The sequence below is a fragment of the Arthrobacter sp. RCC_34 genome (assembly GCF_041360795.1).
GTDB lineage: Bacteria > Actinomycetota > Actinomycetes > Actinomycetales > Micrococcaceae > Arthrobacter_E.
Window position 1 is genome coordinate 632,058 of sequence record NZ_JBFUPW010000002.1, and the last position, 22,043, is coordinate 654,100.

General features: G+C 68.6%; 16 protein-coding genes, 1 tRNA gene, 1 rRNA gene and 1 riboswitch. Of the genes, 5 read left to right on the forward strand and 13 right to left on the reverse strand.

Features of this window, described 5'->3' with window-relative positions:
* Positions 1-30: 30 nt before the first annotated feature.
* The 9 genes from AB6732_RS11570 to AB6732_RS11610 all read right to left on the reverse strand — a co-directional run bounded on the left by AB6732_RS11570 (position 31) and on the right by AB6732_RS11610 (position 10,911).
* Positions 31-537, reverse strand: a complete 507-nt coding sequence (locus AB6732_RS11570) for a flavin reductase family protein (RefSeq protein WP_278268279.1) — start codon at positions 535-537, stop codon at positions 31-33.
* Positions 521-1,954 carry an LLM class flavin-dependent oxidoreductase gene (locus AB6732_RS11575; protein WP_370960088.1) on the reverse strand — a complete coding sequence of 478 codons (1,434 nt, stop codon included), beginning with the start codon at positions 1,952-1,954 and terminating at the stop codon, positions 521-523. Before AB6732_RS11575 ends, AB6732_RS11570 begins: the two co-directional genes overlap by 17 nt.
* 32 nt (positions 1,955-1,986) lie before the next feature.
* Complete coding sequence (locus AB6732_RS11580) at positions 1,987-2,997, reverse strand: ABC transporter permease subunit (protein ID WP_370960089.1); 1,011 nt, start codon at positions 2,995-2,997, stop codon at positions 1,987-1,989.
* Entirely contained in the window at positions 2,997-3,986 is a 990-nt protein-coding gene (locus AB6732_RS11585; RefSeq protein ID WP_370960090.1) for an ABC transporter ATP-binding protein, read from the reverse strand. The genes AB6732_RS11580 and AB6732_RS11585 overlap by 1 nt, the downstream gene beginning before the upstream one ends.
* On the reverse strand, positions 3,983-5,032 hold the full coding sequence (locus AB6732_RS11590) for an ABC transporter substrate-binding protein (RefSeq protein ID WP_370960091.1): 1,050 nt from the start codon (positions 5,030-5,032) through the stop codon (positions 3,983-3,985). Before AB6732_RS11590 ends, AB6732_RS11585 begins: the two co-directional genes overlap by 4 nt.
* A gap of 404 nt (positions 5,033-5,436) precedes the next feature.
* Entirely contained in the window at positions 5,437-5,982 is a 546-nt protein-coding gene (locus tag AB6732_RS11595) for a hypothetical protein (RefSeq protein WP_370960092.1), read from the reverse strand.
* Between the two features lie 216 nt (positions 5,983-6,198).
* Positions 6,199-8,946: a magnesium-translocating P-type ATPase gene (gene mgtA, locus AB6732_RS11600; RefSeq protein ID WP_370960093.1), complete on the reverse strand. Its 2,748-nt coding sequence runs from the start codon at positions 8,944-8,946 to the stop codon at positions 6,199-6,201.
* A 380-nt stretch (positions 8,947-9,326) separates the two neighbouring features.
* Positions 9,327-9,504, reverse strand: a riboswitch (M-box (ykoK) riboswitch).
* Between the two features lie 227 nt (positions 9,505-9,731).
* A tRNA-Thr gene (locus tag AB6732_RS11605) sits at positions 9,732-9,808 on the reverse strand.
* Positions 9,809-10,005: 197 nt separating this feature from the next.
* The gene (locus AB6732_RS11610) at positions 10,006-10,911 is read right to left on the reverse strand and encodes a DsbA family protein (RefSeq protein WP_370960094.1); all 906 of its coding nucleotides are present in this window, start codon (positions 10,909-10,911) and stop codon (positions 10,006-10,008) included.
* Positions 10,912-11,128: 217 nt separating this feature from the next.
* Between AB6732_RS11610 and AB6732_RS11615 the strand changes: the two genes are divergently transcribed.
* The 5 genes from AB6732_RS11615 (at position 11,129) to AB6732_RS11635 (ending at position 17,966) form a co-directional block, all read left to right on the forward strand.
* The gene (locus AB6732_RS11615; protein WP_370960095.1) at positions 11,129-12,631 is read left to right on the forward strand and encodes a trehalose-6-phosphate synthase; all 1,503 of its coding nucleotides are present in this window, start codon (positions 11,129-11,131) and stop codon (positions 12,629-12,631) included.
* Positions 12,624-13,478: a trehalose-phosphatase gene (otsB, locus tag AB6732_RS11620; protein WP_370960096.1), complete on the forward strand. Its 855-nt coding sequence runs from the start codon at positions 12,624-12,626 to the stop codon at positions 13,476-13,478. The genes AB6732_RS11615 and otsB overlap by 8 nt, the downstream gene beginning before the upstream one ends.
* Before the next feature lie 164 nt (positions 13,479-13,642).
* Positions 13,643-14,725 carry an ABC transporter ATP-binding protein gene (locus tag AB6732_RS11625; protein WP_370960097.1) on the forward strand — a complete coding sequence of 361 codons (1,083 nt, stop codon included), beginning with the start codon at positions 13,643-13,645 and terminating at the stop codon, positions 14,723-14,725.
* 152 nt (positions 14,726-14,877) lie between these two features.
* Entirely contained in the window at positions 14,878-16,494 is a 1,617-nt protein-coding gene (locus tag AB6732_RS11630) for a family 20 glycosylhydrolase (RefSeq protein WP_370960098.1), read from the forward strand.
* 65 nt (positions 16,495-16,559) lie between these two features.
* Complete coding sequence (locus AB6732_RS11635) at positions 16,560-17,966, forward strand: DUF4032 domain-containing protein (protein ID WP_370960099.1); 1,407 nt, start codon at positions 16,560-16,562, stop codon at positions 17,964-17,966.
* Between the two features lie 151 nt (positions 17,967-18,117).
* Here the strand turns inward: AB6732_RS11635 and AB6732_RS11640 are convergent, their stop codons facing one another.
* From AB6732_RS11640 to rrf, 4 genes are all read right to left on the reverse strand, one after another.
* Positions 18,118-19,302: an ABC transporter permease gene (locus tag AB6732_RS11640; protein ID WP_370960100.1), complete on the reverse strand. Its 1,185-nt coding sequence runs from the start codon at positions 19,300-19,302 to the stop codon at positions 18,118-18,120.
* Positions 19,299-20,018, reverse strand: a complete 720-nt coding sequence (locus tag AB6732_RS11645) for an ABC transporter ATP-binding protein (protein ID WP_370960101.1) — start codon at positions 20,016-20,018, stop codon at positions 19,299-19,301. The genes AB6732_RS11640 and AB6732_RS11645 overlap by 4 nt, the downstream gene beginning before the upstream one ends.
* Before the next feature lies 1 nt (position 20,019).
* On the reverse strand, positions 20,020-21,309 hold the full coding sequence (locus AB6732_RS11650) for a hypothetical protein (RefSeq protein WP_370960102.1): 1,290 nt from the start codon (positions 21,307-21,309) through the stop codon (positions 20,020-20,022).
* Positions 21,310-21,662: 353 nt separating this feature from the next.
* Positions 21,663-21,779: ribosomal RNA gene (gene rrf, locus AB6732_RS11655) — 5S ribosomal RNA — on the reverse strand.
* Positions 21,780-22,043 lie beyond the last annotated feature (264 nt).

Consider the following 22,043-nt stretch of genomic DNA (forward strand, 5'->3'; position numbering starts at 1 on the left):
TTGCCCGACCGTATTTCCAGCGCCTCCGCCCTAGACCAGCGCCGGCTGCCGGAGACCGGTGAAGGTCGAGGAGTGGAACACGAGCGGGTCCACGTGCCCCTCGCGCACCTCGTGCCCATGCACGCGCAGCAGGACGACGGCGTGGTCCCCGGCCGGGACCTCCTGCTCCACCGAGCAGTCGAGCCAGAGCGCGGCGCCCGGGAGAAGGAGCGCGCCTTCGCTGCTGACACTCACGGGGAGCCCGGCGAAGCGGTCCCCGTCCTTGGACGCGATCTGCCGCGCGGCGTGCTCCTGGTGGGCTGAGAGGACGGAGACGCCCAAGCGTGCCGAGCTCCGTAGGACCGGCCAGGTGCGGCTCGAGTTCTGCACCGCGAACATCACGAGCGGCGGGTCCAGGGACACCCCGACCGTGAACGTCGAGACCACGAGTCCCTGCGGGGCGCCATCCACGAGAGCGGCGAGCGCCGCCACGCCACTCGGCACCTTGGCGAACGCGTGGCGCAACTGCGTGCTGTCCGGATCACTGACGAGCGGCACGGGCGGCACCTCCCCCGAGCAGGACGGGCTGTTCCCCCGCGGCACCGCCGCCGGGGCTGCCGGGTGCGGCGGCGTCGTCGTGCTCCGCCGAAGCGTGGCGGGCGGCGAAGAGGTTCGCCGGACGCGGCAGGCCGTAGTGCTCCCGCAGGGTGGTCCCCGTGTATTCGGTGCGGAAGAGCCCGCGCTCCTGAAGGATCGGGACCACGTCGCGGGTGAAGACGTCCAGTCCGGACGGCAGGACCGGCGGCATGATGTTGAAGCCGTCCGCGGCGCCGGTGGTGAACCAGTGCTCGATGCGGTCCGCCACCTGCTCGGCCGTTCCGGCGAAGGTCTGGTGCCCCCGGCCGCCACCGAGCCGGCCGATGATCTGCCGGACGGTCAGGCCTTCGCTGCGGCCCAGCTCCACGATCAGGGTGCGGCGGCTCTTGTTCGCCTCGATCTGGGACTCCTCCGGGAGGTCGTCCGGAAGCTGCTCGTCCAGGGCCAGGCGCGACGGGTCGACGCCGATGACGCCGGCGAGGTGCCGCAGCGCGTGTTCGGGCAGGATGAGACGGTTCAGTTCCTCGTCGAGGGCCCGTGCTTCCTCCTCGGTCGCGCCGATGACGGGGACGATCCCGGGCAGGACCTTCACCGCGTCGGCATCGCGCCCTGCGAGCGCCACCCGGTGCTTGAGGTCGGCGTAGAACTCCCGTGCGCTCTCGACGGTCTGGTGCGCCGTGAAGATCGCCTCGGCCCAGCGGGCGGCGAAGTCGCGGCCGCTCTCCGAGGAACCCGCCTGGATGATGACCGGGCGTCCCTGCGGCGAGCGCGGCGCGTCGAGGGCGCCTTCCACCTGGAAGAACTCGCCGCGGTGCAGCACGGGGTGGACCCGGGAGGGGTCGCCCCACACGCCGCGGTCCTTGTCCCCCACGTGGACCTCGTCCTCCCAGCTGTCCCAGAGTTTCTCCGTGACCTGCAGGAACTCCTCGGCCCGGGCATAGCGGTCGGCGTGGGCCGGCTGGCTGTCGAGGGAGAAGTTGCGGGCCGCGGCATCGCCGGCCGTGGTGACCACGTTCCAGCCGGACCGTCCGCCGCTGATCTGCTCCAGCCCGGCGAAGCGGCGGGCCAGGTTGTACGGCTCGTTGTAGCTCGTGGAAGCCGTGGCCACGAGTCCGATCCGCTCGGTGACCGCGGCAATGGCGGCCAGGAGCACGGTCGGTTCGATCACGCCGTAGGGGCGCTGGGTGACGTCCCCGTGCAGCAGCGGCGAGTCCGCGAAGAACACGGCGTCGAAGTGCGCCTTCTCCGCGGTCTGTGCGAGCCGCTGGTAGTGCTTCACATCGGTGGCGGCCCGGGTGTCGCTCTCCGGCAGCCGCCAGGAGGCCTCGTGGTGCCCATTGCTCATGAGGAACGCGTTCAGGATGAGTTGGCGTGGCATGGTGTTCCTTCCTCTTCAGACAGGTGGAGTGTTCAGCGGCTGGACTCGGCCAGGCGCCAACGGGAGAAGTGGCGTTCCACGGCCACCAGGAGGTAGTTCACGGTGAAGCCCAACACCGCGACGGTCAGGATGCCCGCGTACATGTCGGGGATCAGGAAGCTCGACTGGGCATTGGTGATCAGGTACCCGAGGCCGGCCTTGGCCCCGACCATTTCCGCGGCGATCAGGACGAGCACGGACGCGGTGCCGGCCATCCTCACCCCGGTGAAGATGGTGGGGACGGCGGAGGGCAGGATGACCTTGAGGAACAGCCGTCCGCTCCCGAGACCCAGGGTCCGCGCGGCCCGGATGAGGAGCGGATCCACGCTCCGGGTGCCCAGGATGGTGTTGAGCAGGACCGGGAAGAACGCCGCGTACGCGACGATGCTGATCTTGGAGACCTCCCCGATGCCCAGCAGCAGCGTGAACACCGGCAGGAGTGCGAGCGCCGCGGTGTTGCGGAACACCTCGAGGAGCGGGTTGAGGAAACGGTCGAGCCCGCGGTACCAGGCGATGAGAAGACCGAGAGGAACACCCAGGCTGACTGCGATGGCGAAGCCGCTCACCGATCTCCCGAGGCTGGCGAGCACGTGTTCCTGCCACTGCCCGGACTCGATGAGCTTGCCCAGTGCGGCGAGCACCTCGTGCAGCGGCGGCAGGAAGACCCGCGTGGCCTCGTCGAGGAACAGCCCCGGGCCGAACTCCCACAGCAGCAGGAAGAGCGCGATCGCTCCGGTCGACCAGAGCACGCGGCCGGAGACCCTGCCGATCGTGCCTGCCACCCGCCGCGCAGCCGACCACGCGGACGACGTCGGCGCCCCCTCCCGCGCTCCCTCACCGGCCGTCGTGGGACCGTCAGCCGTGGTCACCCCGGCAGGAGTGCCGTCCGCAGCCGCGGTGGCCGGCTGCGTGGACGCCGCGGGACCAGCCTGTTCCGCGGCCCGGTCAGGAGCCGCCGTCGTCGTCGCCGTGATGATCTCGTCGTTCACCGTGCTCGTGCTCATCAGGCCGCGCTCCTTTCACGGGCAGCGCCCGCCCCGGACGAGGCCCCTGCCGGGACAGTGCCCGTCCCGGACGAGGCCCCTGCCGGGACTGCGCCCGCCCCGGCGGGGACCCCGGCCGGAACCTCGTCCGGAGCCGAGCCGTCCGGCAGGATCTTGGCGTGACCGGAGGCCTGAGCCCGCCGGACCTCGTCATGCAGGAGCTCCCAGAGGAGGTGACGCTGGCGGACGAAGGCCGGGCTGGAGCGCAGATCGCCCTCGGCGTCCCGGTCCCCCAGGTCGATGTCCACGATCGTCTTGACGCGTCCCGGGCGCGAACTCAGCACGGCGACCCGCTGCCCCAGGTACACGGCCTCCTCGATCCCGTGGGTGATGAAGATGATGGTCTTGCCGGTCCGCTGCCAGAGCCGGACGAGTTCGTCCTGGAGCTGTTCGCGGGTCTGGGCGTCCAGCGCCGCGAACGGCTCGTCCATCAGGAGGACGTCCGGCTCGTACGCCAGGCTCCGGGCGATCGCGACGCGCTGCCGCATACCACCCGAGAGCTCGTGCGGGTACCGATCCTCGAACCCTTCCAGCCCGACGAGCGACAGGTACTCGAGGGCCCGCGCCCGGCGTTCCTTCCGGTTCAGGGACTTGCCGTCGAGCTGACGGTCCTCCAGGCCGAATGCCACGTTCTCCGCGGCGGTGCGCCACGGGAACAGGGCGTACTGCTGGAACACCACGGCCCGGTCCGGACCGGGACCCGTGACGGGACGGCCGTCCAGGAGAACCTCTCCGCTGTCCGGGGAGGCCAGGCCCGCGAGGATGTCGAGCAGAGTGGTCTTGCCGGAACCGCTCGGCCCCACGAGAGTCAGGAACTCCCCGGCGGCCACGTCCAGGCTCACGTCCTGGAGCGCGGTGAGGCGGACCCCTTCTCCCCCCTTGGAGCCCTTGCCGGGGCGCAGACGGAAGGTCTTGGTGACGTTCCGGAGGCTGATCTTGGGAGTGCTCATTTCTTGCCCTCCGTCCCGGTCCCTGCGAGCGCGTTGAACTCGTTGGTGTAGTACTTGGACGGCTGCACGTCCTTGCTGAGGATGCCGGTGTCCTTGAGCCAGGTGTTCCAGCGCTGGAAGTCCTCGTCCTGGATCGCGCCGTTCGCCGGGATGGCGATGCTCTTGAAGTACTTCAGGGTCGCGGTGCTCTCGTTGCGGTGCCGCTTGGTGATGATGTCCGTGAACCGCTGAATGACGGTGGCGCGCGGTGTGGTGCTCGCCCACTCGATCGCCTTGGCCACGCCGGTGGTGAAGGTGCGGACCGTGTCCGGGTTCTTCGCGATGAAGTCGTTCCGGAAGACGTACTGGCCTCCGGCGAACGCGCCGAACAGTCCATAATCGCTGAAGAGGGACCGCAGACCGCCCGTGGCCACCGCGTTGTCCTGGAGCACGCCGCTGAGTGCCCCGGCGTCGACCTGTCCACGGCGGATCGCCTGTTCGGTGTCGTTCGGCGCGACCACCACGAGCTGGACCTGCTTGATCTCGTCCTTGCTGAGGCCGTTCTTCTGCAGATACGTGGTGATGACGGCGTCGGCATGGGCACCCAAGGTGTTGACGGCGATCTTCCGGCCGATGAGGTCCTTCGCGGTCTTGATCGGGCTGTCCGCCTTCACGTAGAACCCGTAGAAGGACTTCGCGTCAGAGCCGTAGTAGTTGATCACGGCCTTGACCGGGGCGCCGGCCTCCTGGAGCTTCACGACGGCCCCGGCGAACGCGCCGCCGAACTCCGTGTTGCCCGTGGCCGCATTCTGGATGCTGGCCGGGCCGCTGATGGTGTTGCCCACCCAGCCGAGCTTCAGGTCCCCCAGGTAGCCGAGGTCCGCCGCCAGCTCGGGCAGCGTCACGCTGTTGGCGCTGCCTTCGTAGCGGAGGGTCTTGACCTGATCCTTCGCGCTCTGGGCCGTGGCGGCCCCGCCGCAGGCGCTCAGCACGAGTGCGGTGGCACTCATGATCGCGGCTGCGATCACAGTCCTGCTCACGGTTCTCTTGCTGGTGCGCTGGCCCACGGGGCTTCTCCTCGATTGCTCTGGCGGACCCGGTGGCCCGCCGTGTGGGAACCATCTGAGCAGAAGCGGAGCGGAAATTCGCGGGTCCGTTCACGGGAGGAAAGGCGGCTCAACATTGCGCGGCAGGCGGGCGTGCGACGGCGGATGACGCCCGGCGTCGCTCCGTGAGCACCGGACCTGCGAACCGCCCCCGGAGGAGGCGCGCCGGCGTGCCCGGTATGACGCTTCGTGGCTCATGATCACGCCGTGTGAAGCCGGATCACGGCGGATTGCGCGACGCCGGCCGCACCCTATGCCGTCAGGTACCCGCGGTTCGTGACGGAGAAAGTCGCTCCGTGACCCGGCTTCCGGTCACGGAAAGGGGACGGCCTGAAGCCGTCCCCTCGTCCACTCACACCCTGCTCTCACCAGTAGTGCGCCACATCCACCACCAGGCGGGATCCACCTCCGGGTCCGTCCAGGATGAACGCCCGGAACGGCAGACGGGCCCTCACACCCAGGCCGATAGACGTCCTGCCCTCGAAGGATCCGGCGAACGCCACCTGGCGGAAGGCCGAGTAACCGGAGACATTGGACAGTTCCCGGGGATTGGCCGGAGTGTAGCTCGCGGTCCCGTCCGCCCGGTAGGCCGGGTCGTTGACCACGATGTTCAGGAACGCCCCGCCGCGCAGCGGGACCACTTGCCCGCTGGCGATCTGCCGCACCTGAGTGACATAGCTGACGGTGTATCCCTTGGCCTTGCCCTGGAGGTCCACCACGAGGCGGTCGTAACAGGTCTGCTGGCCTGTCCGGACGTTCGTCACGGGTGCCGTGGACATGCCGCCGACGCTCTTCGCCAGCGACCCCCAGGTGATGCCGCAGTACGGGCTGGCCTGCGCCCCCGCCGGGGCGATCAGACCGAGTCCGGCCAGCAGGAGAAGTGCCATCAGCAGCGCACGGATCTTTTTCATGACCGCTCCTCCGCAGAATGAACGCTGATAGGCCCACGCTACGCCGGTTCGGGCCCCCGGGATCCTGCTGAAACAGCGATGAGCACCGGATCGTTAATCACCCCGGAAGACCGAGTCCGAACAGTGATCCGGGGCAGTGGAGCGCACGACGGCGGCCGGCGGCTCGGCGCGCTGCCGACCGCCGTCGTCGTGCGCTCCGGAGAGGGTGGCGAGGGCTCAGATCCAGGCGCCGAAGCGGCGGATGAAGAGCCGCTTCGCCAGCTGGACCACGCCGCAGTACGCGGCCAGGGTGAGCACGAGCCAGGGGAAGTACGTCCACGGCAGCGGCACCAGGCCGAGGCCCGCGCCGAAGCCGGTGAACGGCAGGACCAGTCCGAAGACGCACACCGCCAGGGTCGCGATCAGCACGGGCAGGCTCGTCCGCGAGCGCAGGAACGGCACTTTCCGGGTGCGCAGGAAGTGCACGATCAGGGTCTGCGAGATGATCGACTCCACGAACCAGCCGGACTGGAAGAGCGCGGCGTGCTCGGGGGTGCTGGCCGCGAACACGAACCACATCAGGGCGTAGGTGCTGATGTCGAAGATCGAGGACAGCGGGCCGATGCGGGTCATGAACCGGGACAGGCTATCGGCCTCCCAGACCCGGGGTCGGCTCAGTTCCTTGCGGTCCACGCGGTCCCACGGGAGCGTCAGCATGGACACGTCGTAGGCCAGTCCCTGGATGAGCGCCACCACGGGGATCATGGGCAGGAACGGCAGCATGGCCGAGGCCACCAGGACGCTGAACATGTTGCCGAAATTGCTGGACGCGGTCATCTTGATGTACTTCATCGTGTTCACAAACGTCCTGCGGCCCTCGATCACCCCGGCCTCCAGGACCGTCAGATCCTTGTCCAGCAGGATGATGTCCGCGGACTCCTTGGCGATGTCCACCGCGGTGTCCACGGAGATGCCGACGTCCGCGGTGCGGAGCGCCGGGGCGTCGTTCACGCCGTCGCCCAGGTACCCGACCGTGTGGCCGTGCTCGCGCATGGCCTCGAGGATGCGGGCCTTCTGGGCGGGGTTGACCTTGGCGAAGAGCGTGGTGCGCTCCGCCAGTTCACCCAGCTGCTTCAGGTCCAGGGACTCGGTCTCCTGACCGAGGACCACGCGGCCGGTGTCGAGCCCGACGTCGGCGCAGACCTTCTGCGCCACGAGCGCGCCGTCACCGGTGATCACCTTCACGGCCACGCCGTTACGGGCCAGGCTCGCCAGCGCGGGCCCGGCGCTCGCCTTCGGCGGGTCCAGGAAGGTGAGGAATCCGAGCAGGGTCATGTCCCGCTCGTCGTCCACGGTGTACTCGGTGCGCGGCAGATCCGCCTCCGCCCGCGGTCCGTCCGCGGAGAAGGGGATCGCCCGGACCGCGACGGCCAGGACCCGCAGTCCGAGCGCGTTCTGGGCGGCCACCAGTTCCTCGATCTCCCGGCGGCGCTCCTCGCCGAGCGGCGCCGCGCGTCCCCCGGGCGCCCGGCCCACGAGTTCGTGGGTGCAAAGGGAGAGGACCTCTTCGACCGCACCTTTCATGACCACGGTGTGGCCGTCCAGGTCCTCGACCACCACGGAGAGCCGGCGGCGGGCGAAGTCGAAGGGCATTTCGTCCACGAGCGTGTACGCCCCGGTGAGGCGGGGCAGCTCGTCTCCGGCCGCGTCGAGGATGGCCCGGTCCAGGAGGCCGCGGAGGCCGGTCTGGAAGTGGGCGTTGACGGCGGCGGAGAGCAGGGTCCGCTCGCTCGGGCGGCCGGTGCTGTCGAGGTGCTGTTCCAGGACGATCCGGTCCTCGGTGAGCGTGCCGGTCTTGTCCGTGGCGAGCACGTCCATGGCGCCCAGGTTCTGGATGGAGTTAAGACGCCGGACGATCACCCGGTGCTTCGCCATGAGGTTCGCGCCCTTGGCGAGGTTCGCGGTCACCACCAGCGGCAGCATCTCCGGTGTCAGGCCCACGGCGGTCGTGACGCCGAACAGGAACGCGCTCGTCCAGTCCTTGGTCAGCCCGTTGATGACGAACACGGTGGGCACCATGATCAGCATGAACCGGATCAGCGTGGTGCTGACCTTCCGGATGCCGACGTCGAACGAGGTCTCGGGGCGGGTGCCGGACAGGGATGCGGCGAGGGAGCCGAACGCGGTGCGGTTCCCGGTGGCGACGACCACGGCGGTGCCCGACCCGGACACCACCGACGTGCCCATGAAGCCGAGGTTGTCGGCGTTCAGGGGGTCGACGTCGTCGGACGCGTCACCCTCTTCGCCGGCCGCGGCAGGCGGCAGAGGCTCTGCGCTCTTCTCGACGGGCATGGCCTCGCCCGTGAGCATGGACTGGTTGAGCTGCAGATCCTTGGTCCGGAGGAAGCGCACGTCCGCGGGGAGCATGTCCCCCGCGGCCAGGGTCAGGATGTCCCCGGGGACGATCTCCTGGATGTCGAGTTCGCCACTCACCGGTTTGCCGCTCACACACCGGGTCACGGCCGCGGTGGTGGTGACCATGGCGCGGAGCTTCTCGGCGGCGTTCCCGGCCCGGTACTCCTGCCAGAAACGGAGGACGGCGCTGATGGTCGCCATGACGGAGACGGTCAGGACACCTTTGTAGTCGGGGCCATCGGCCGGATCCGCCATCACGACGTCGGTGATGAACAGGACGCCCGCCAGGAACAGCAGGATCAGCACGAACGGGTTCCCGAACGCCTTCACGAACTGGACCGAGGCCGGGGCCGGGCGGTCATGGCGGATGTCGTTGGGGCCGAAGCGCTGCGTCAGTTCGTGGACGTCGTGGGCCGTGAGGCCTTCGGGGGCGCTGCCCAGGTGGCGCAGGGCCGCCTCCGGGGTCATCCGGGCGGCGTCCAGCAGTGCGGTGGAGCGGCGGGCTGTGGCCTGCCGTGTGGTCTCGGAGAACGCGGTGCGCTCGGCGCCGCGGGTGAGGAAGGTCAGCATGAGGTACTCCTTGGCTGCCGCAGGGCCGGATGGTGACCGGCGGGCGGCGGGGCAAGGGGATCCGGCTCGGCGCTCGGCCGCTCCTGGCCTGTCCGTGCTGAAGCGCACGACGGCGGAGCCCGGGCAGTCGCCCGCCGTCACCGGTGCGGTGGACGGGGCTGCCGTGGGCAGGAGAAGTTCAGGAGCGGAGGCTGCGCGCGGAGGCGGTCCCCTGGATATGACGGGGTTGACTGCAACTGTCCGCTGACATGGGACTCACCTCCTGTGAAGCTCGTGCGCGCCTCACGAACGGGGAGGTCCCGGGCGCTGTGGTCCCGGGCTGGTGGACTGGCGTGGCCGGACAGGGCATGGCGTGTGTCATGGATGATCCGGTGGTGCCGTAGTCGCCTCCACGTAAGAGCTTTGGCACTGCACGACGTATCCGCTGCCCTCGGCAACCGGAAGCCACTTTGGGTCAACCCTTAATCCGGGAGGACCTGTCCTAACCTTGGGCGTCTCTCGACGTCGTCAGATCAGTGGCCTGTATTCGTGCAGGAACCTCGCCTAACGAAGCGCTGCCTTTTCAGGCTAAGCCGGTCCGCCGGGAATGGCAATTCGGGGTGGTGGTGAGGGCGGTTGTCAGATGAGGGACGAGATGCCGGGACACACCGGGGCCCGCCCCACTCGCCGAGTCCGCTGTCCACGTGGTGAATCCGCTACATCTGATAGCGGATTCACCACCTGGACAGCGGACTCAGCGCACGCCGAAGGCCCCCGGAATCACGCGGATTCCGGGGGCCTTCTCGTGGAGCCCCCTGCCGGATTCGAACCGGCGACCCCCTGTTTACAAGACAGGTGCTCTGGCCAACTGAGCTAAGGAGGCAGGCGCCGCGTGAAGCCACGGCGGCGCGGCTTAAAGCGTAGCCGAGAGCGGGAGGACTCCCCAAACGGGCGGCCCGCAGGCCGCCCCGCACCCACCAGGGACAGCACGACGGCCCGCCACCCTGAAAGGTGACGGGCCGTCGTCGAGCGCTGGATCCATCCAGGGGACGGGAGCGCCGCGCTTACTTCTTGCCGGTCCTACTTCTTGGCGGTCTTCGCGGCGATCGCCTTGGTGATCATGTCCGGGAACTGGACGTTGGTGTTCTCGCCGACGCCGTACTGCTTGCCGTCCACGAAGATGGTCGGGGTGCCGTTCACGCCCACCGCAGTGGCCTCCATGGTGGCGACCTTCACGAACGGACGGTACGTGCGCTCGTCCACGCAGTTGGCGATGTCCTTCGCGCCGACGTCCTGGGCGATCGACTTCAGCTGGTCGTTGCTCAGACCAGCGCTGCCCTCGGCGGGCTGCTTGTCGAACAGGGCCTTGAAGTATGCCTGGTACTTGTCCGGGGACACGTTCAGGACACAGGCCGCCGCCGCGGCGGCGCGGGAGGAGTAGTTGGTGGTCGAGCGCGAGTCGAGCAGACCGATCGGGCGGTACTCCACCGTGATCTTGCCGCTCTTCACGTTCTCGTCCAGCAGCGAGCCGTAGGTGGTCTCGAAGTTCTTGCAGACGGGGCAGATGAAGTCGATGTACGCGACCACCTTGACCGGCTTGCCGGACTCCGCCTCGACGCCCGGGGCCTTCGCCTCGGCGCCCTGGCTCGGCGCGGCCGTCGGCTGCGGGGGCAGCGTCGCCGTGTTGATCTGGGCGGCCGGCTGGGCGCTCACGCCGTCCTTCGTCAGGATCACGCCGCCATGGATGTTGGCGTTGGCGGGGGTGCTGCCGGAATCCGGGATGGGCGCGTTGTTCGCGTTGTTGGCCATGATGGCCCAGATGACGATGGCGACCACCAGCACGGCGGCGACCACCACACCCCAGATGAGCAGAAGCTTGTTGCGCTTCTCCTTCTTCACCTGCTGTTCACGGATGATGCGGGCCTGCTCACGGGCCTGCGCGGTACGTTCGGCCTTGCTGGGGCGCGGTTCATTAGAAGGGCTCATGCTTCCTCAGGGGGATAGAGGGCCTCGGGGCCCTGGGCTACCTCATTCAGCACGATTTTAGGCCAGATGTCTGGGAAACCGCTGGTCGGTGGCACAAGCGTGCCCCTGAACCGGCCGTCCGCCCTCTGCTGACCCGCACGGTCACACATCCACCCCGCACCCGACGTGCGACTAGGCTGGAAGCAGGAATCGAGAAGCCAACCTCTGAGGGGGCGCCGTGCACGCCGAGGACAACAGCAGTACCGCGGGGGAATCCTCGCGTCAGTTCGATTTTGTGGTGGTGGCCAACCGCCTGCCCGTGGACCGTGTGGTGGACGACGCCGGCGGCGCGCAATGGCGCCGCTCCCCCGGCGGCCTCGTGACGGCCCTCGCCCCGGTCATGCAGGGCGCCGACGGCGCCTGGGTCGGGTGGCATGGCGCACCGGACGAGACGGTGGAACCCTTCACCCACGGGGACACGGACATCGTCCCGGTCGCCCTGAGCACCGAGGACGTGGAGCTCTACTACGAGGGGTTCTCCAACGCGACCCTCTGGCCGCTCTACCACGACGTCACCGCCCGTCCCGAGTTCCACCGCACCTGGTGGGACTCCTACCGCCGGGTGAACCGCCGCTTCGCCGAGGCGACCGCCAAGGTGGCGGCCCCGGGCGCCACGGTCTGGGTGCAGGACTACCAGCTCCAGCTCGTCCCGCGGCTGCTCCGGCAGATCCGCCCGGACGTGACGATCGGCTTCTTCAACCACATCCCGTTCCCGCCGCCGGAGATCTTCGCCCAGCTGCCCTGGCGCCGTGAGGTCCTCGAAGGCCTCCTGGGCGCCGATCTGCTCGGCTTCCAGCGCACGAGCGACGCCCGGAACTTCGTCCGTGCCGCGCTCCGGCTCACCGGTGCCTCCTCGGCGCGGATGACGGTGGAGGGCAAGCCGCAGACCGGCAAGTCCCAGTCGCTCATGGTCGACCCGGGGCTGCCCACCGCACACCTCTGCGTGGCCGAGGCGTTCCCCATCTCGATCGACGTCGGCCAGATCGAGGCGCTGGCCAAGGATCCCGCCGTCGTGGACCGGGCCCGCCAGATCCGGCACGAGCTCGGCAACCCCCGCACCATCCTGCTCGGCGTGGACCGCCTGGACTACACCAAGGGCATCCGCCACCGCCTCAAGGCGTACGAGGAACTCCTCAAGGATGGCGACCTCACGGTGGAGGAAGCCTGCCTGATCCAGGTGGCGAGCCCCAGCCGCGAGCGCGTGGACCAGTACCGACGGCTCCGTGAGGAGATCGAGGGCACCGTGGGCCACATCAACGGCGGCTTCGACACCCTCGGTCGCACCGCGGTCCGCTATCTGCACCACAGCTATCCGGTCGAGGAGATGGTGGCGCTGTACCTCGCGGCGGACGTCATGCTCGTCACCGCGCTGCGGGACGGCATGAACCTCGTGGCCAAGGAGTACGTGACGGCCCGCGTCGACAACACCGGCGCCCTGGTCCTGTCCGAGTTCACCGGGGCCGCGGACCAGCTCAAGCAGGCCTTCCTGGTCAACCCCCATGACATCGACGGCCTGAAGTCGGCCATCCTCGCCGCCACGACCGTGTCCCGCCCGGACGCGGCCCGCCGGATGCGCTCCATGCGCCGCCAGGTCTTCACCCATGACGTCCAGGGCTGGTCCACGGCTTTCCTGGACCGGCTGTCCGAACTCACACGGGCGGACGGTCACCGGCATGAGTGAGCCCATCTGGCCCGAGCAGACACGCGGCAGCCTGAACGCGGAGCTGCGCCGCGCCGTCGAGCATCTGGCCGACGCGCCGCAGCTGCTCGTCGCTCTGGACTTCGACGGCACCCTCTCCCCTCTGGTCGCCCACGCCGACGAGGCACGCCCGCTCCCCCGCGCGGCGGCCGCCTTCCGCCGCCTCTCCAGCCTGGAGGGCACGACGACGGCGCTCGTCTCCGGCCGCTCCCTGGCGAGCCTGAGGACGGTGGCTCAGCCCACGCCGGAGACCCTGCTCGTCGGCAGCCACGGCGCGGAGGTCTGGCTCGGCGCCGGAAGCACGGGCCTGGTGCTGGACCCGACCCAGCAGGCGCTGCTCGAGAAGGTCCACCAGGTGCTCGAGGAGGTCGCCCAGGTGGCACCCGGGTGCTGGGTGGAGGAGAAGCCGGCCGGCGCCGTGCTCCACACCCGCCAGGCCACGGTGGAGGACGCCGTGGACGCCGAAGCCGCGGCCCGGCATCTGCTCGAACGTGAGACGGGCGTCCACCTCATGACGGGAAAGCGTGTCCTGGAGGCGTCCGTGGTCCGCTCCTCGAAGGGCGAGGCCCTGGATTTCCTCCGCACGGTGCTCGGCCCGGTCGCCGTGCTCTACGCCGGGGATGACACCACGGACGAGACCGCCTTCGCACGCCTCGACACCAATCCCGGTCTGCCCCACCCCGATCTGGGGGTGAAGGTCGGCGAGGACTTCACCGCGGCGCAGTTCCGCGTGCCCTCCCCCGAAGGCGTGGCGGACCTGCTGGAGATCCTGTTCAGCCACCGTTCACGTCATCAGGGAGACAAAGGTCACAACGATCTGCCATACTGAGGATGTGATGTGGCGCACATTACCGTGCGGCATCGCCTGAGTGCGGGATCCACGTGGCAGGGCTCGGCCCGGCCGGAGGACCCCGCACTTTCATGACAACTGAATACTCACCATTCACTACGGATCGTTCGGCACGTACCTGCCGATGAAGGGACACGATAACTGTGGCTACAGTTACCTATGACAACGCAACCCGGCTGTACCCGGGGACCAACAAGCCCGCCGTTGACAAGCTCAACATCCAGATCGAAGATGGTGAATTCCTCGTTCTGGTCGGCCCGTCCGGCTGTGGCAAGTCCACCTCGCTGCGTATGCTCGCAGGCCTTGAGGATGTGAACTCCGGCCGGATCCTGATCGGTGACCGTGACGTCACCGACGTCCCGCCGAAGGACCGTGACATCGCGATGGTGTTCCAGAACTATGCGCTGTACCCGCACATGACCGTGGCGGACAACATGGGCTTCGCCCTGAAGATCGCCGGTGTGCCGAAGGAAGAGCGCATGACCCGCGTTCGCGAAGCCGCCAAGCTCCTCGACCTCGAGCAGTACCTGGACCGCAAGCCGAAAGCCCTCTCCGGTGGTCAGCGTCAGCGTGTCGCCATGGGCCGCGCCATCGTGCGTAACCCCCAGGTGTTCCTCATGGATGAGCCGCTCTCCAACCTGGATGCCAAGCTCCGTGTCCAGACCCGTACCCAGATCGCGTCCCTGACCCGTCGTCTCGGCGTCACCACGGTCTACGTGACCCACGACCAGACCGAAGCCATGACCATGGGTGACCGTGTGGCAGTGCTCAAGGACGGCCTGCTGCAGCAGATCGACACCCCGCGCAACCTGTATGACCGCCCGACCAACGTCTTCGTCGCCGGCTTCATCGGCTCCCCGGCCATGAACCTGCTGGAACTGCCCGTCGTCGGTGACGGCGTCCAGTTCGGTGGCACCGTGTACCCCGTCCCGCACAACGTCCTCGAGGACGCCACCGGCAAGACGGTCACCCTGGGTGTCCGTCCGGAGGACCTGGAGAACGCCCCCGAGGGCGAAGGTCTGCAGGTCGAGGCCGACGTCGTCGAGGAGCTCGGCGCCGACGCCTACGTGTACGGCCACACCACGCTGGACGGCAAGCGCCACGACATCACGGCACGCGTCGACGGCCGCCGTCCTCCGCTGAAGGGCGACACCATCTGGGTCCGCCCGCAGCAGGGCCACGTGCACCTGTTCGACACCAAGACCGGCGAGCGCCTGGGCGACTAGTCCTCCGATCGCTGACTCACCGGTTCTCTGAACCCTCAGCCTCGACGGCCCGTTCCTCACGGAACGGGCCGTCTTTGGTACACCCTCTTCGGCGCCCCTTCGTGGCGCCCGCCAGCAAGTCCTCCACTCCAGCGACCCTGTCAGGAGCACTCGTGTCATCTCAGCACCTCATCACCCCCGCGCCTCGTTCGACCGTCACCGCCGACGGCGCCCTCATCCTCACCTCAGGAACCCAGGTGGTCGCGAGCCCCGGCGCCGAAGCCGTGGCCGGGGCCTTCGCGGGCTGGCTCCGCGCCGGCACCGGCTGGGCCGTCCCCGTCCTCACCGCCGCGACCGGCGGCCCGGTCATCGGCTTCGGGATCGACTCCGCCCACCCCGACGGGACGGAGGCTTACACCCTGACCGTCGACGACGACGGCGTGCGGCTGAGTGCCGCGCACGCCGCGGGGCTGTTCCACGCGTCGTCGTCGCTGCGGCAGCTGCTGCCCGCCGCCCTGGAATCCGGCCACACCGCGACGCCCATCAGTGACATCCCGCTCGGCCATGTCGAGGTCCGGGACGCCCCCCGTTTCGCATACCGCGGCATCATGCTGGACGTGGCCCGCAGCTACTACCCGATCGACGAGATCCGCCGGCTGATCGACGTCATGACCCGGTTCAAGTACAACGTGCTCCACCTGCACCTGGCCGATGACCAGTCCTGGCGTATCGAGCTGGACACCCCGGAGGACAACCCCACCGGCATCGACTTCACGGAGCTGGCGCGCATCGGCAAGGACGGGGCCGTGAACCGGGAAGGCTGGGGGCTCGGTCCGGGACGCACCGGCTACTACACCAAGGACGATTACCGCCTGATCGTGGCCTACGCGGCCGAGCGCTTCGTCACGGTGGTGCCGGAATTCGACGTGCCGGGTCACGTGAACTCGGCGCTGGCGGCGATCCCGGAACTGAACCCGGACGGGATCGCCACGAGCCCCACCGCCACGGGCGAGGTGGGCTTCTCCACCCTGTACAACGACAATCCGCTCACCCGCCCGTTCGTGGCCGAGGTGTTCCGGCAGCTGGCGGAACTGACGCCCGGCCCGTATCTTCACCTCGGCGGCGACGAGGCCCTGGTCACCTCCAAGGAGGACTTCGTCGCCATGGTCACCGACTTCGCGGCGTCCGTGGCGGCCACCGGCAAGACGGTGATGGGCTGGAACGAGTACGCCCAGGCCGAGCTGCCATCCGGCGCCGTCATCCAGTACTGGGACGGTGACCTGGAACCCACGCTCCGGCAGGTCCGGGAGAACGCCGCCCGCGTGGTCATGTCCCCGGGCAAGGGCAGCTATCTGGACCAGAAGTACGTGGAATCGGACCCGATCGGCCTCAAGTGGGCGGCCATGGGTGACTGGGACCTCTACTACGGCTGGGATCCGGTTCGCGACGGGCTCGAGGAGGACCAGGTGCTGGGCGTCGAGGCGCCGCTGTGGAGCGAGACCATCCGGAGCCTGGACGAGGCCCACTGGCTGATCTACCCGCGGGCCATCGCCCTCGCGGAAACGGCCTGGAGCGACGCCGCGGCGAAGAATGCGACGGAGTTCGCCTCCCGCCTGGGCGGGCTGGGTGAGCGTCTCGTGGCGCTCGGCGTGACCTTCCGGCCCAGCCCGGACATCGAGTGGAACGCCACTCCGCGCGATCCCTTCGAAGGGGTCGACCTCTCCGCGGTCACCGCGCTGCCGGAGAACGCCGGCGTCGCCGGTGCTGCCGGCGCCGCTGTCACGGAGTAGTCCACGCCGGGGTAATCCACTCCGGGCCATCACAGTGCCCGGTGAGCTTAAGGGAAGATGGAACCATGAGTGAGAACACGCCCTCCAACGGGGCACAGTGGCATGACGAGCCCACCGACTACGATCAGGTGGGAAAGCTGCCCCGTGCCGAGGCGGCGAGCGTGGACGAGGCTCCCTCGGGGCCCGTCGTCGGCTCCCTGAACATCACCGCGGCCAGCGCGGACCCTGAGCTGCTGGACCTGCCGTGGCACATCGCCCTGGAGGAATGGCCGCAGGCGAACCTTGCGGCCCTCCCCCGCGGCATCTCCCGCCACGTGGTGCGGTTCGCCCACCTGGGCGGCACCGTGATCGCCATCAAGGAGACCAGTGAGCACGTGGCCCGTCACGAGTACCACATGCTCCGCAAGCTGGCCCGGCTGGACGTCCCGGCCGTGGAGCCGGTCGCCGTCATCACCGGCCGCACCACCCCGGATGGGCGGCCGCTCAACCCCTGTCTCGTGACGCGGCATCTGAAGTTCTCCATGCCGTACCGGGCGCTCTTCTCCCAGATGCTCCGCAAGGACACCCTGACCCGTCTGATCGACGCTCTGGCGCTGCTCCTGGTCCGGCTGCACCTCGTGGGGTTCTACTGGGGCGACGTGTCCCTCTCGAACACCTTGTTCCGCCGCGACGCGGGTGCCTTCGCCGCCTACCTCGTGGACGCGGAGACCGGTGAGCTGTACCCCGATCTGTCCACCGGTCAGCGCGAGTACGACCTCGAGATCGCCCGCGTGAACATCGCCGGTGAGCTCATGGACCTGCTGGACGGCGAACTGATCGACGAGCTCGTGGACCCCGTCGCCACGAGCGAACGGATCATGGAGTCCTACCGCCGGCTGTGGGACGAACTCACGGCCAAGGAGTCCTTCGAGCTGGGCGAACGCTGGCGCGTGGGCGCCCGCATCCGCCGCCTGAACGAGCTGGGCTTCGACGTGGAGGAGTACGCCATCAAGACGACGGCGGACGGCTCCACCATCCAGCTGCAGCCGAAGGTGGTGGACGCCGGTCATCATCAGCGGCGCCTGCTGCGCCTCACCGGCCTGGATGCTCAGGAGAACCAGGCCCGCCGGCTCCTGAACGACATGGACGCCTACCGGGCCGACAACTACCCCGGCCAGGACGAGGAGATCAGCGCCCACGCCTGGGTCTCCCAGGTGTTCGAACCGATCGTCCGCTCGATCCCGCGCGAGCTCTCCGGCAAGCTGGAACCGGCCGAGGTGGTCCACGAAGTGCTGGAACACCGCTGGTACATGACGGAGAAGCGGAATCAGCACGTCCCCATGGCGGAGGCGCTGCAGTCCTACATCGACGACGTGCTGCGTCACCGCCGGGACGAGGCCACCTTGCTGCTGAACCCGGACACCGACCTGATCAAGGTCCTGGAAGCCGGCGTCATCAAGGCGGACGACGGCGATGAGGACTACGAGGACTGACTCTCCGGAGATCGTCCGGGCGAAGCTTTTGAGAAGGCTGAGGCTCTGAAAACACTGTGGCCCGGCCGTGTTAACACGGCCGGGCCACAGCGTTTTCACTGTTCAGAGCCTGCCTCCCCGGCTTCGGCGGCATCCGCCGTGCGGCGCGCTCTCAGAACCGGATGGCGTCGATGACCTTCACCCTGATGGCGATCAGCGCGGGAATCGCCCCGGCGAGTGCGCCCACCACGATGGCCGCTCCCATGCCGATCAGGGCGGCGCCCAGCGGGAAGGGCGGATAGGCGTCCAGTCCTGGGGCGAGGTGCGACTCCACCCAGGGATTCTTGACCACGGCGACGGCCAGCATCACACCCAGGAGGCCCGCGACCGCCGTGGCCACGAGGGACTCCATCATGACCCCCACGAAGATCCGGCTGGACGTCGCTCCGAAACTCCTGCGGATGCCGATCTCCCGCACGCGGTATTTGACCGTCACCAGGGCCACGGTGAGCATGCCGAGCGCGCCCAGCAGCAGGATCACCCCTGCCACTCCCGCCACCGCCCACTGCAGGGACGCCAGCGGGTCCCCGTACGCCAGATAGTCCATCCGGTTCACCCCTACCGACGCCCCGGGCAGTTGCGCCCCGAGATCGGTTTCCAGGGCCTGCCGGAGCTGGTCGGCCTGGGCAGGGTCCACCCACACCCGGTACTCGGACGTCACTTCTCCCACGCCCAGCCGCTTCCCGTCTCCGCTGAGGAGATACGCCGAGGGTGGTTCCTCCGGCCACTGAGACCGCGCGACCCCCACGATCACGGCGCTGTGCACGCCGTTCTGGTACAGCAGGACACCGGGCTGCCGCGTCAGCGACGGCGACCCCAGCTCCCTCCAGGCGCTCTCATTGACGATCACCGCGGGCGCCAGGCGCCGCGCGTCGTCGTCCCTGAACCAGCGGCCCTGCGCCACGGACGTCCGCAGAATCGAGGCATACGCCGGATCCACCACGGTCGCGGTGATGGACTGGACGCCGCGGGGGAACTGAACGCCGACCTCCCCACGGGAGATCCGGGAGACCTTATCCAGCCGGTAGCGCTCGGCCATCTTCTTCATGAGGGGATCGCTCTGCGACGCCGGGATCTGACCCGATTCCGCGTAAAGGTTCACACCCAGTGTCGCTCCGCGTCCCCCGGTCCGTTCGGCCTGGTCCTTCATGCCCTCCCGGACCACATCGCCCATCCCGAGAACACCGGTCAGCGCCGCGACAGAGGCCGCGACGCCGATCAGCGAGAGGAGAACCCTGACTTTGTGGACGCGGAGCTCGTGCCATGCCTCCAGGATGGCTGCCAGCAAGGAGGTCATGCCGTCACCAGCCCTTCCTCCGGCGCCACGTCCTCAGCGCCGGTCAGGACGCCGGCGTCCAGGTGCAGCCGCCAAGCCGAACGCTCTGCCACCGCGCGGTCGTGGGTGATCGTCACGAGCGCGGCCGAGGTCTCCTCGGCGACTTCCTCCAGGAGACTCATGACGGCCTGCCCCGTCTCCACGTCGAGAGCGCCTGTCGGTTCGTCGGCGAGAATGAGGCGTGGGCGCCGCACCAGTGCCCTGGCGATCGCCACGCGCTGCTGCTCACCGCCCGACAGCCGCACGGGCTTCACATCGGCCCGGGCAGCCAGTCCCACACGGTCCAGGAGCTGCAGGGCGAGCTCACGGCGGCGCCAGAAGGCCCGCCCCGACGCGTAGTAGAGCGGCGTCATGACGTTCTCCAGCGCCGTGCGTTCGGGCAGGAGATTGAACTGCTGAAACACGAACCCCACGCTCTCGCCACGGACGCGGGCGCGGCGCGCCTCGCCCATGCGCCGAGCCGGGAGGCCGAGGAAGTCGAGCTCGCCGCTCGTCGGGACATCCAGCAGTCCCAGGAGGTTGAGCAGAGTGGACTTCCCTCCTCCCGACCGACCCACGACGGCGAGACGGTCGCCTTCGTGAAGGTCCAGTGAGACGCCCTTGAGAATATGGAGCTCACTGTCATCGGGCAAGGTCACCGACTTGGTGACGTCCCGCAGGCTGACCAGCAGACTCATCTCAGCCGCCCATCGGGCTGAAGCCGGCCGGACCTGAGCCGGGACCACCCTGTCCCTGAGGCGCGGGCACACCGGGCAGGAACTCGAGGATCTGTTCGCCCTCTTTGAGGCCCTTGGTGACCTGGACCTGCACACCGTCGCTCAGACCGAGCGACACCTTGCGTTCCACGAATCCCGCGGGAGTCACGGACGTGCCGCCGGCCGCTGCCACCGAGCCGCCTCCCGCAGCGGCGCCCTGCCCGGGATTCCCCTGGCCTGAATTCCCCTGGACCGCAGCGCCCTTACCTGCTGCGCCTTCGCCCGGTTCCGCCGGCTGGCCCCCTTCCGAGCCGCCGGACCCCGTCGACTTCACCCAGACCGTTCCCTCCTGGAAACTGCCCTTCACAGCGGTCAACGGCACCGTCAGCACGTTCTCCGCCACCCCGGCGGTCAGCTTGAGGGTGGCCCCGAGGCCGGGGAACACCTTCACCGTGGCGGGAACAGGACACGAGACGGTCCCTGTCGCCGTGGAACCGCCGTCAGAAGCTCCGGTCCCCTGCCCTGGTCCGGGCCCCGGCCTCCCGGCGCCACCGGAAGCTCCACCGGCGCCGCTGTCGGTGGAGGTCTTTGAATCGGCGGAACCTGTCGCCTTGCCCAGAGCCACGTCCGAGCACGTGAAGGGCGCCGGACCGCCTGTGACGGTCACCTCGGCCTTCGCGGGCCTGTCGAGGAGGCGGTATTGCTGCTGAGCGTCGAGCGAGCCGGTGACACTGTAGGTACCGGGGTCCACCGCACCCAGGTTCTCTCCGACGGTGACCTGCTGGCCCAGCAGCGCCGTGAAGTCTTTCAGCACCCCTGCGGAGGGTGCGAGGACGTCCAGGTAGTCGTACTGTACGGGCGCCTGCTTCACGGGAGACTTGGCGGCCTCCTGGCCGGCCTCCTGGTTCTGGGAACTGTCGCCCGTGGCGGACGACTCGTTCTGCGCCTCCCGGACCTTGCGCACCTGGAACAGCGGGCTCCCCTCGGCGACCGGTTTCCCGGAGGAGATGTACAGGTACACCACGGTCCCGGCCTCAGTGCTCCGCACCGGAACGGCAGGATCCGCCTGAACCGCCCCCTTGACCTCGACGACGTTCGACACCGTCGCCCGGCCTGCCGGCACGACGGGGGCCTCAAAGCCGACCTCCGGAGCTGAAACCTGCTCTGCGCCTTTCACCCCGTCGACGAAGGCGATCTTGACGAGTGACGCCGCGATCACGGCACCGAGCACCAGCCACAGTGACGGTAAGACGGCGCGCCGGAAAAACTTCATGTAGTGCCCCCAATAGTGAATGAAAGCCACGTCAGAGTGTGGCTTCCGGCACAGTCTATCCATTGCCCAAGCGAGCGTCTTGTCAAAGGAGCAAGGCCCACCGGGAGTGGGCTATTAAACACGGACAGCCCCTTGATGGGGCTGAGGTGGCCCCTTGGTGGTCTTGGGGGTGGTCCGCGACGGCGGGGTGGTTGTGGTGTGGGTGTTGGGGGGCGTGGCCCGGCGCGGGTGGCCGGGTGGTGGGTTGTTAACGACGGCAGCCCCCGGGTGTGGGGGCTGTTGGTGTTTGTGGTGGTGGTTGATGCAGTGATGGCCCCGAGCGTCGTTGCTCGGGGCCATCCCTTTGTGGTTGTGTCCGGCGGTGTCCTACTCTCCCACACCCTCGCGAGTGCAGTACCATCGGCGCTGTGGGTCTTAGCTTCCGGGTTCGGAATGGGACCGGGCGTTTCCCCCACGCTATGACCGCCGTAACTCTTTCAAACACCCCACCTGGGTGGGGGTTGGTTTGTAAGGGTCACTGGATCGTTTCCGTGACACGCAACACCGTGCCTGTGGTGACAGGGGTGGTGTTGCTTATTCAATTATGTCTGGTTCCCTGGTTTCAAACTGGTGGGTTTGTTGTTTGGGGACCGCATGGTGGACGCGTAGCACAGTGTTTTTTTGACCCACACCCGGGTGGGGTGTGGTGTGTGGTCAGGTTGTCGGCTTATTAGTACCGGTCAGCTTCACAGGTC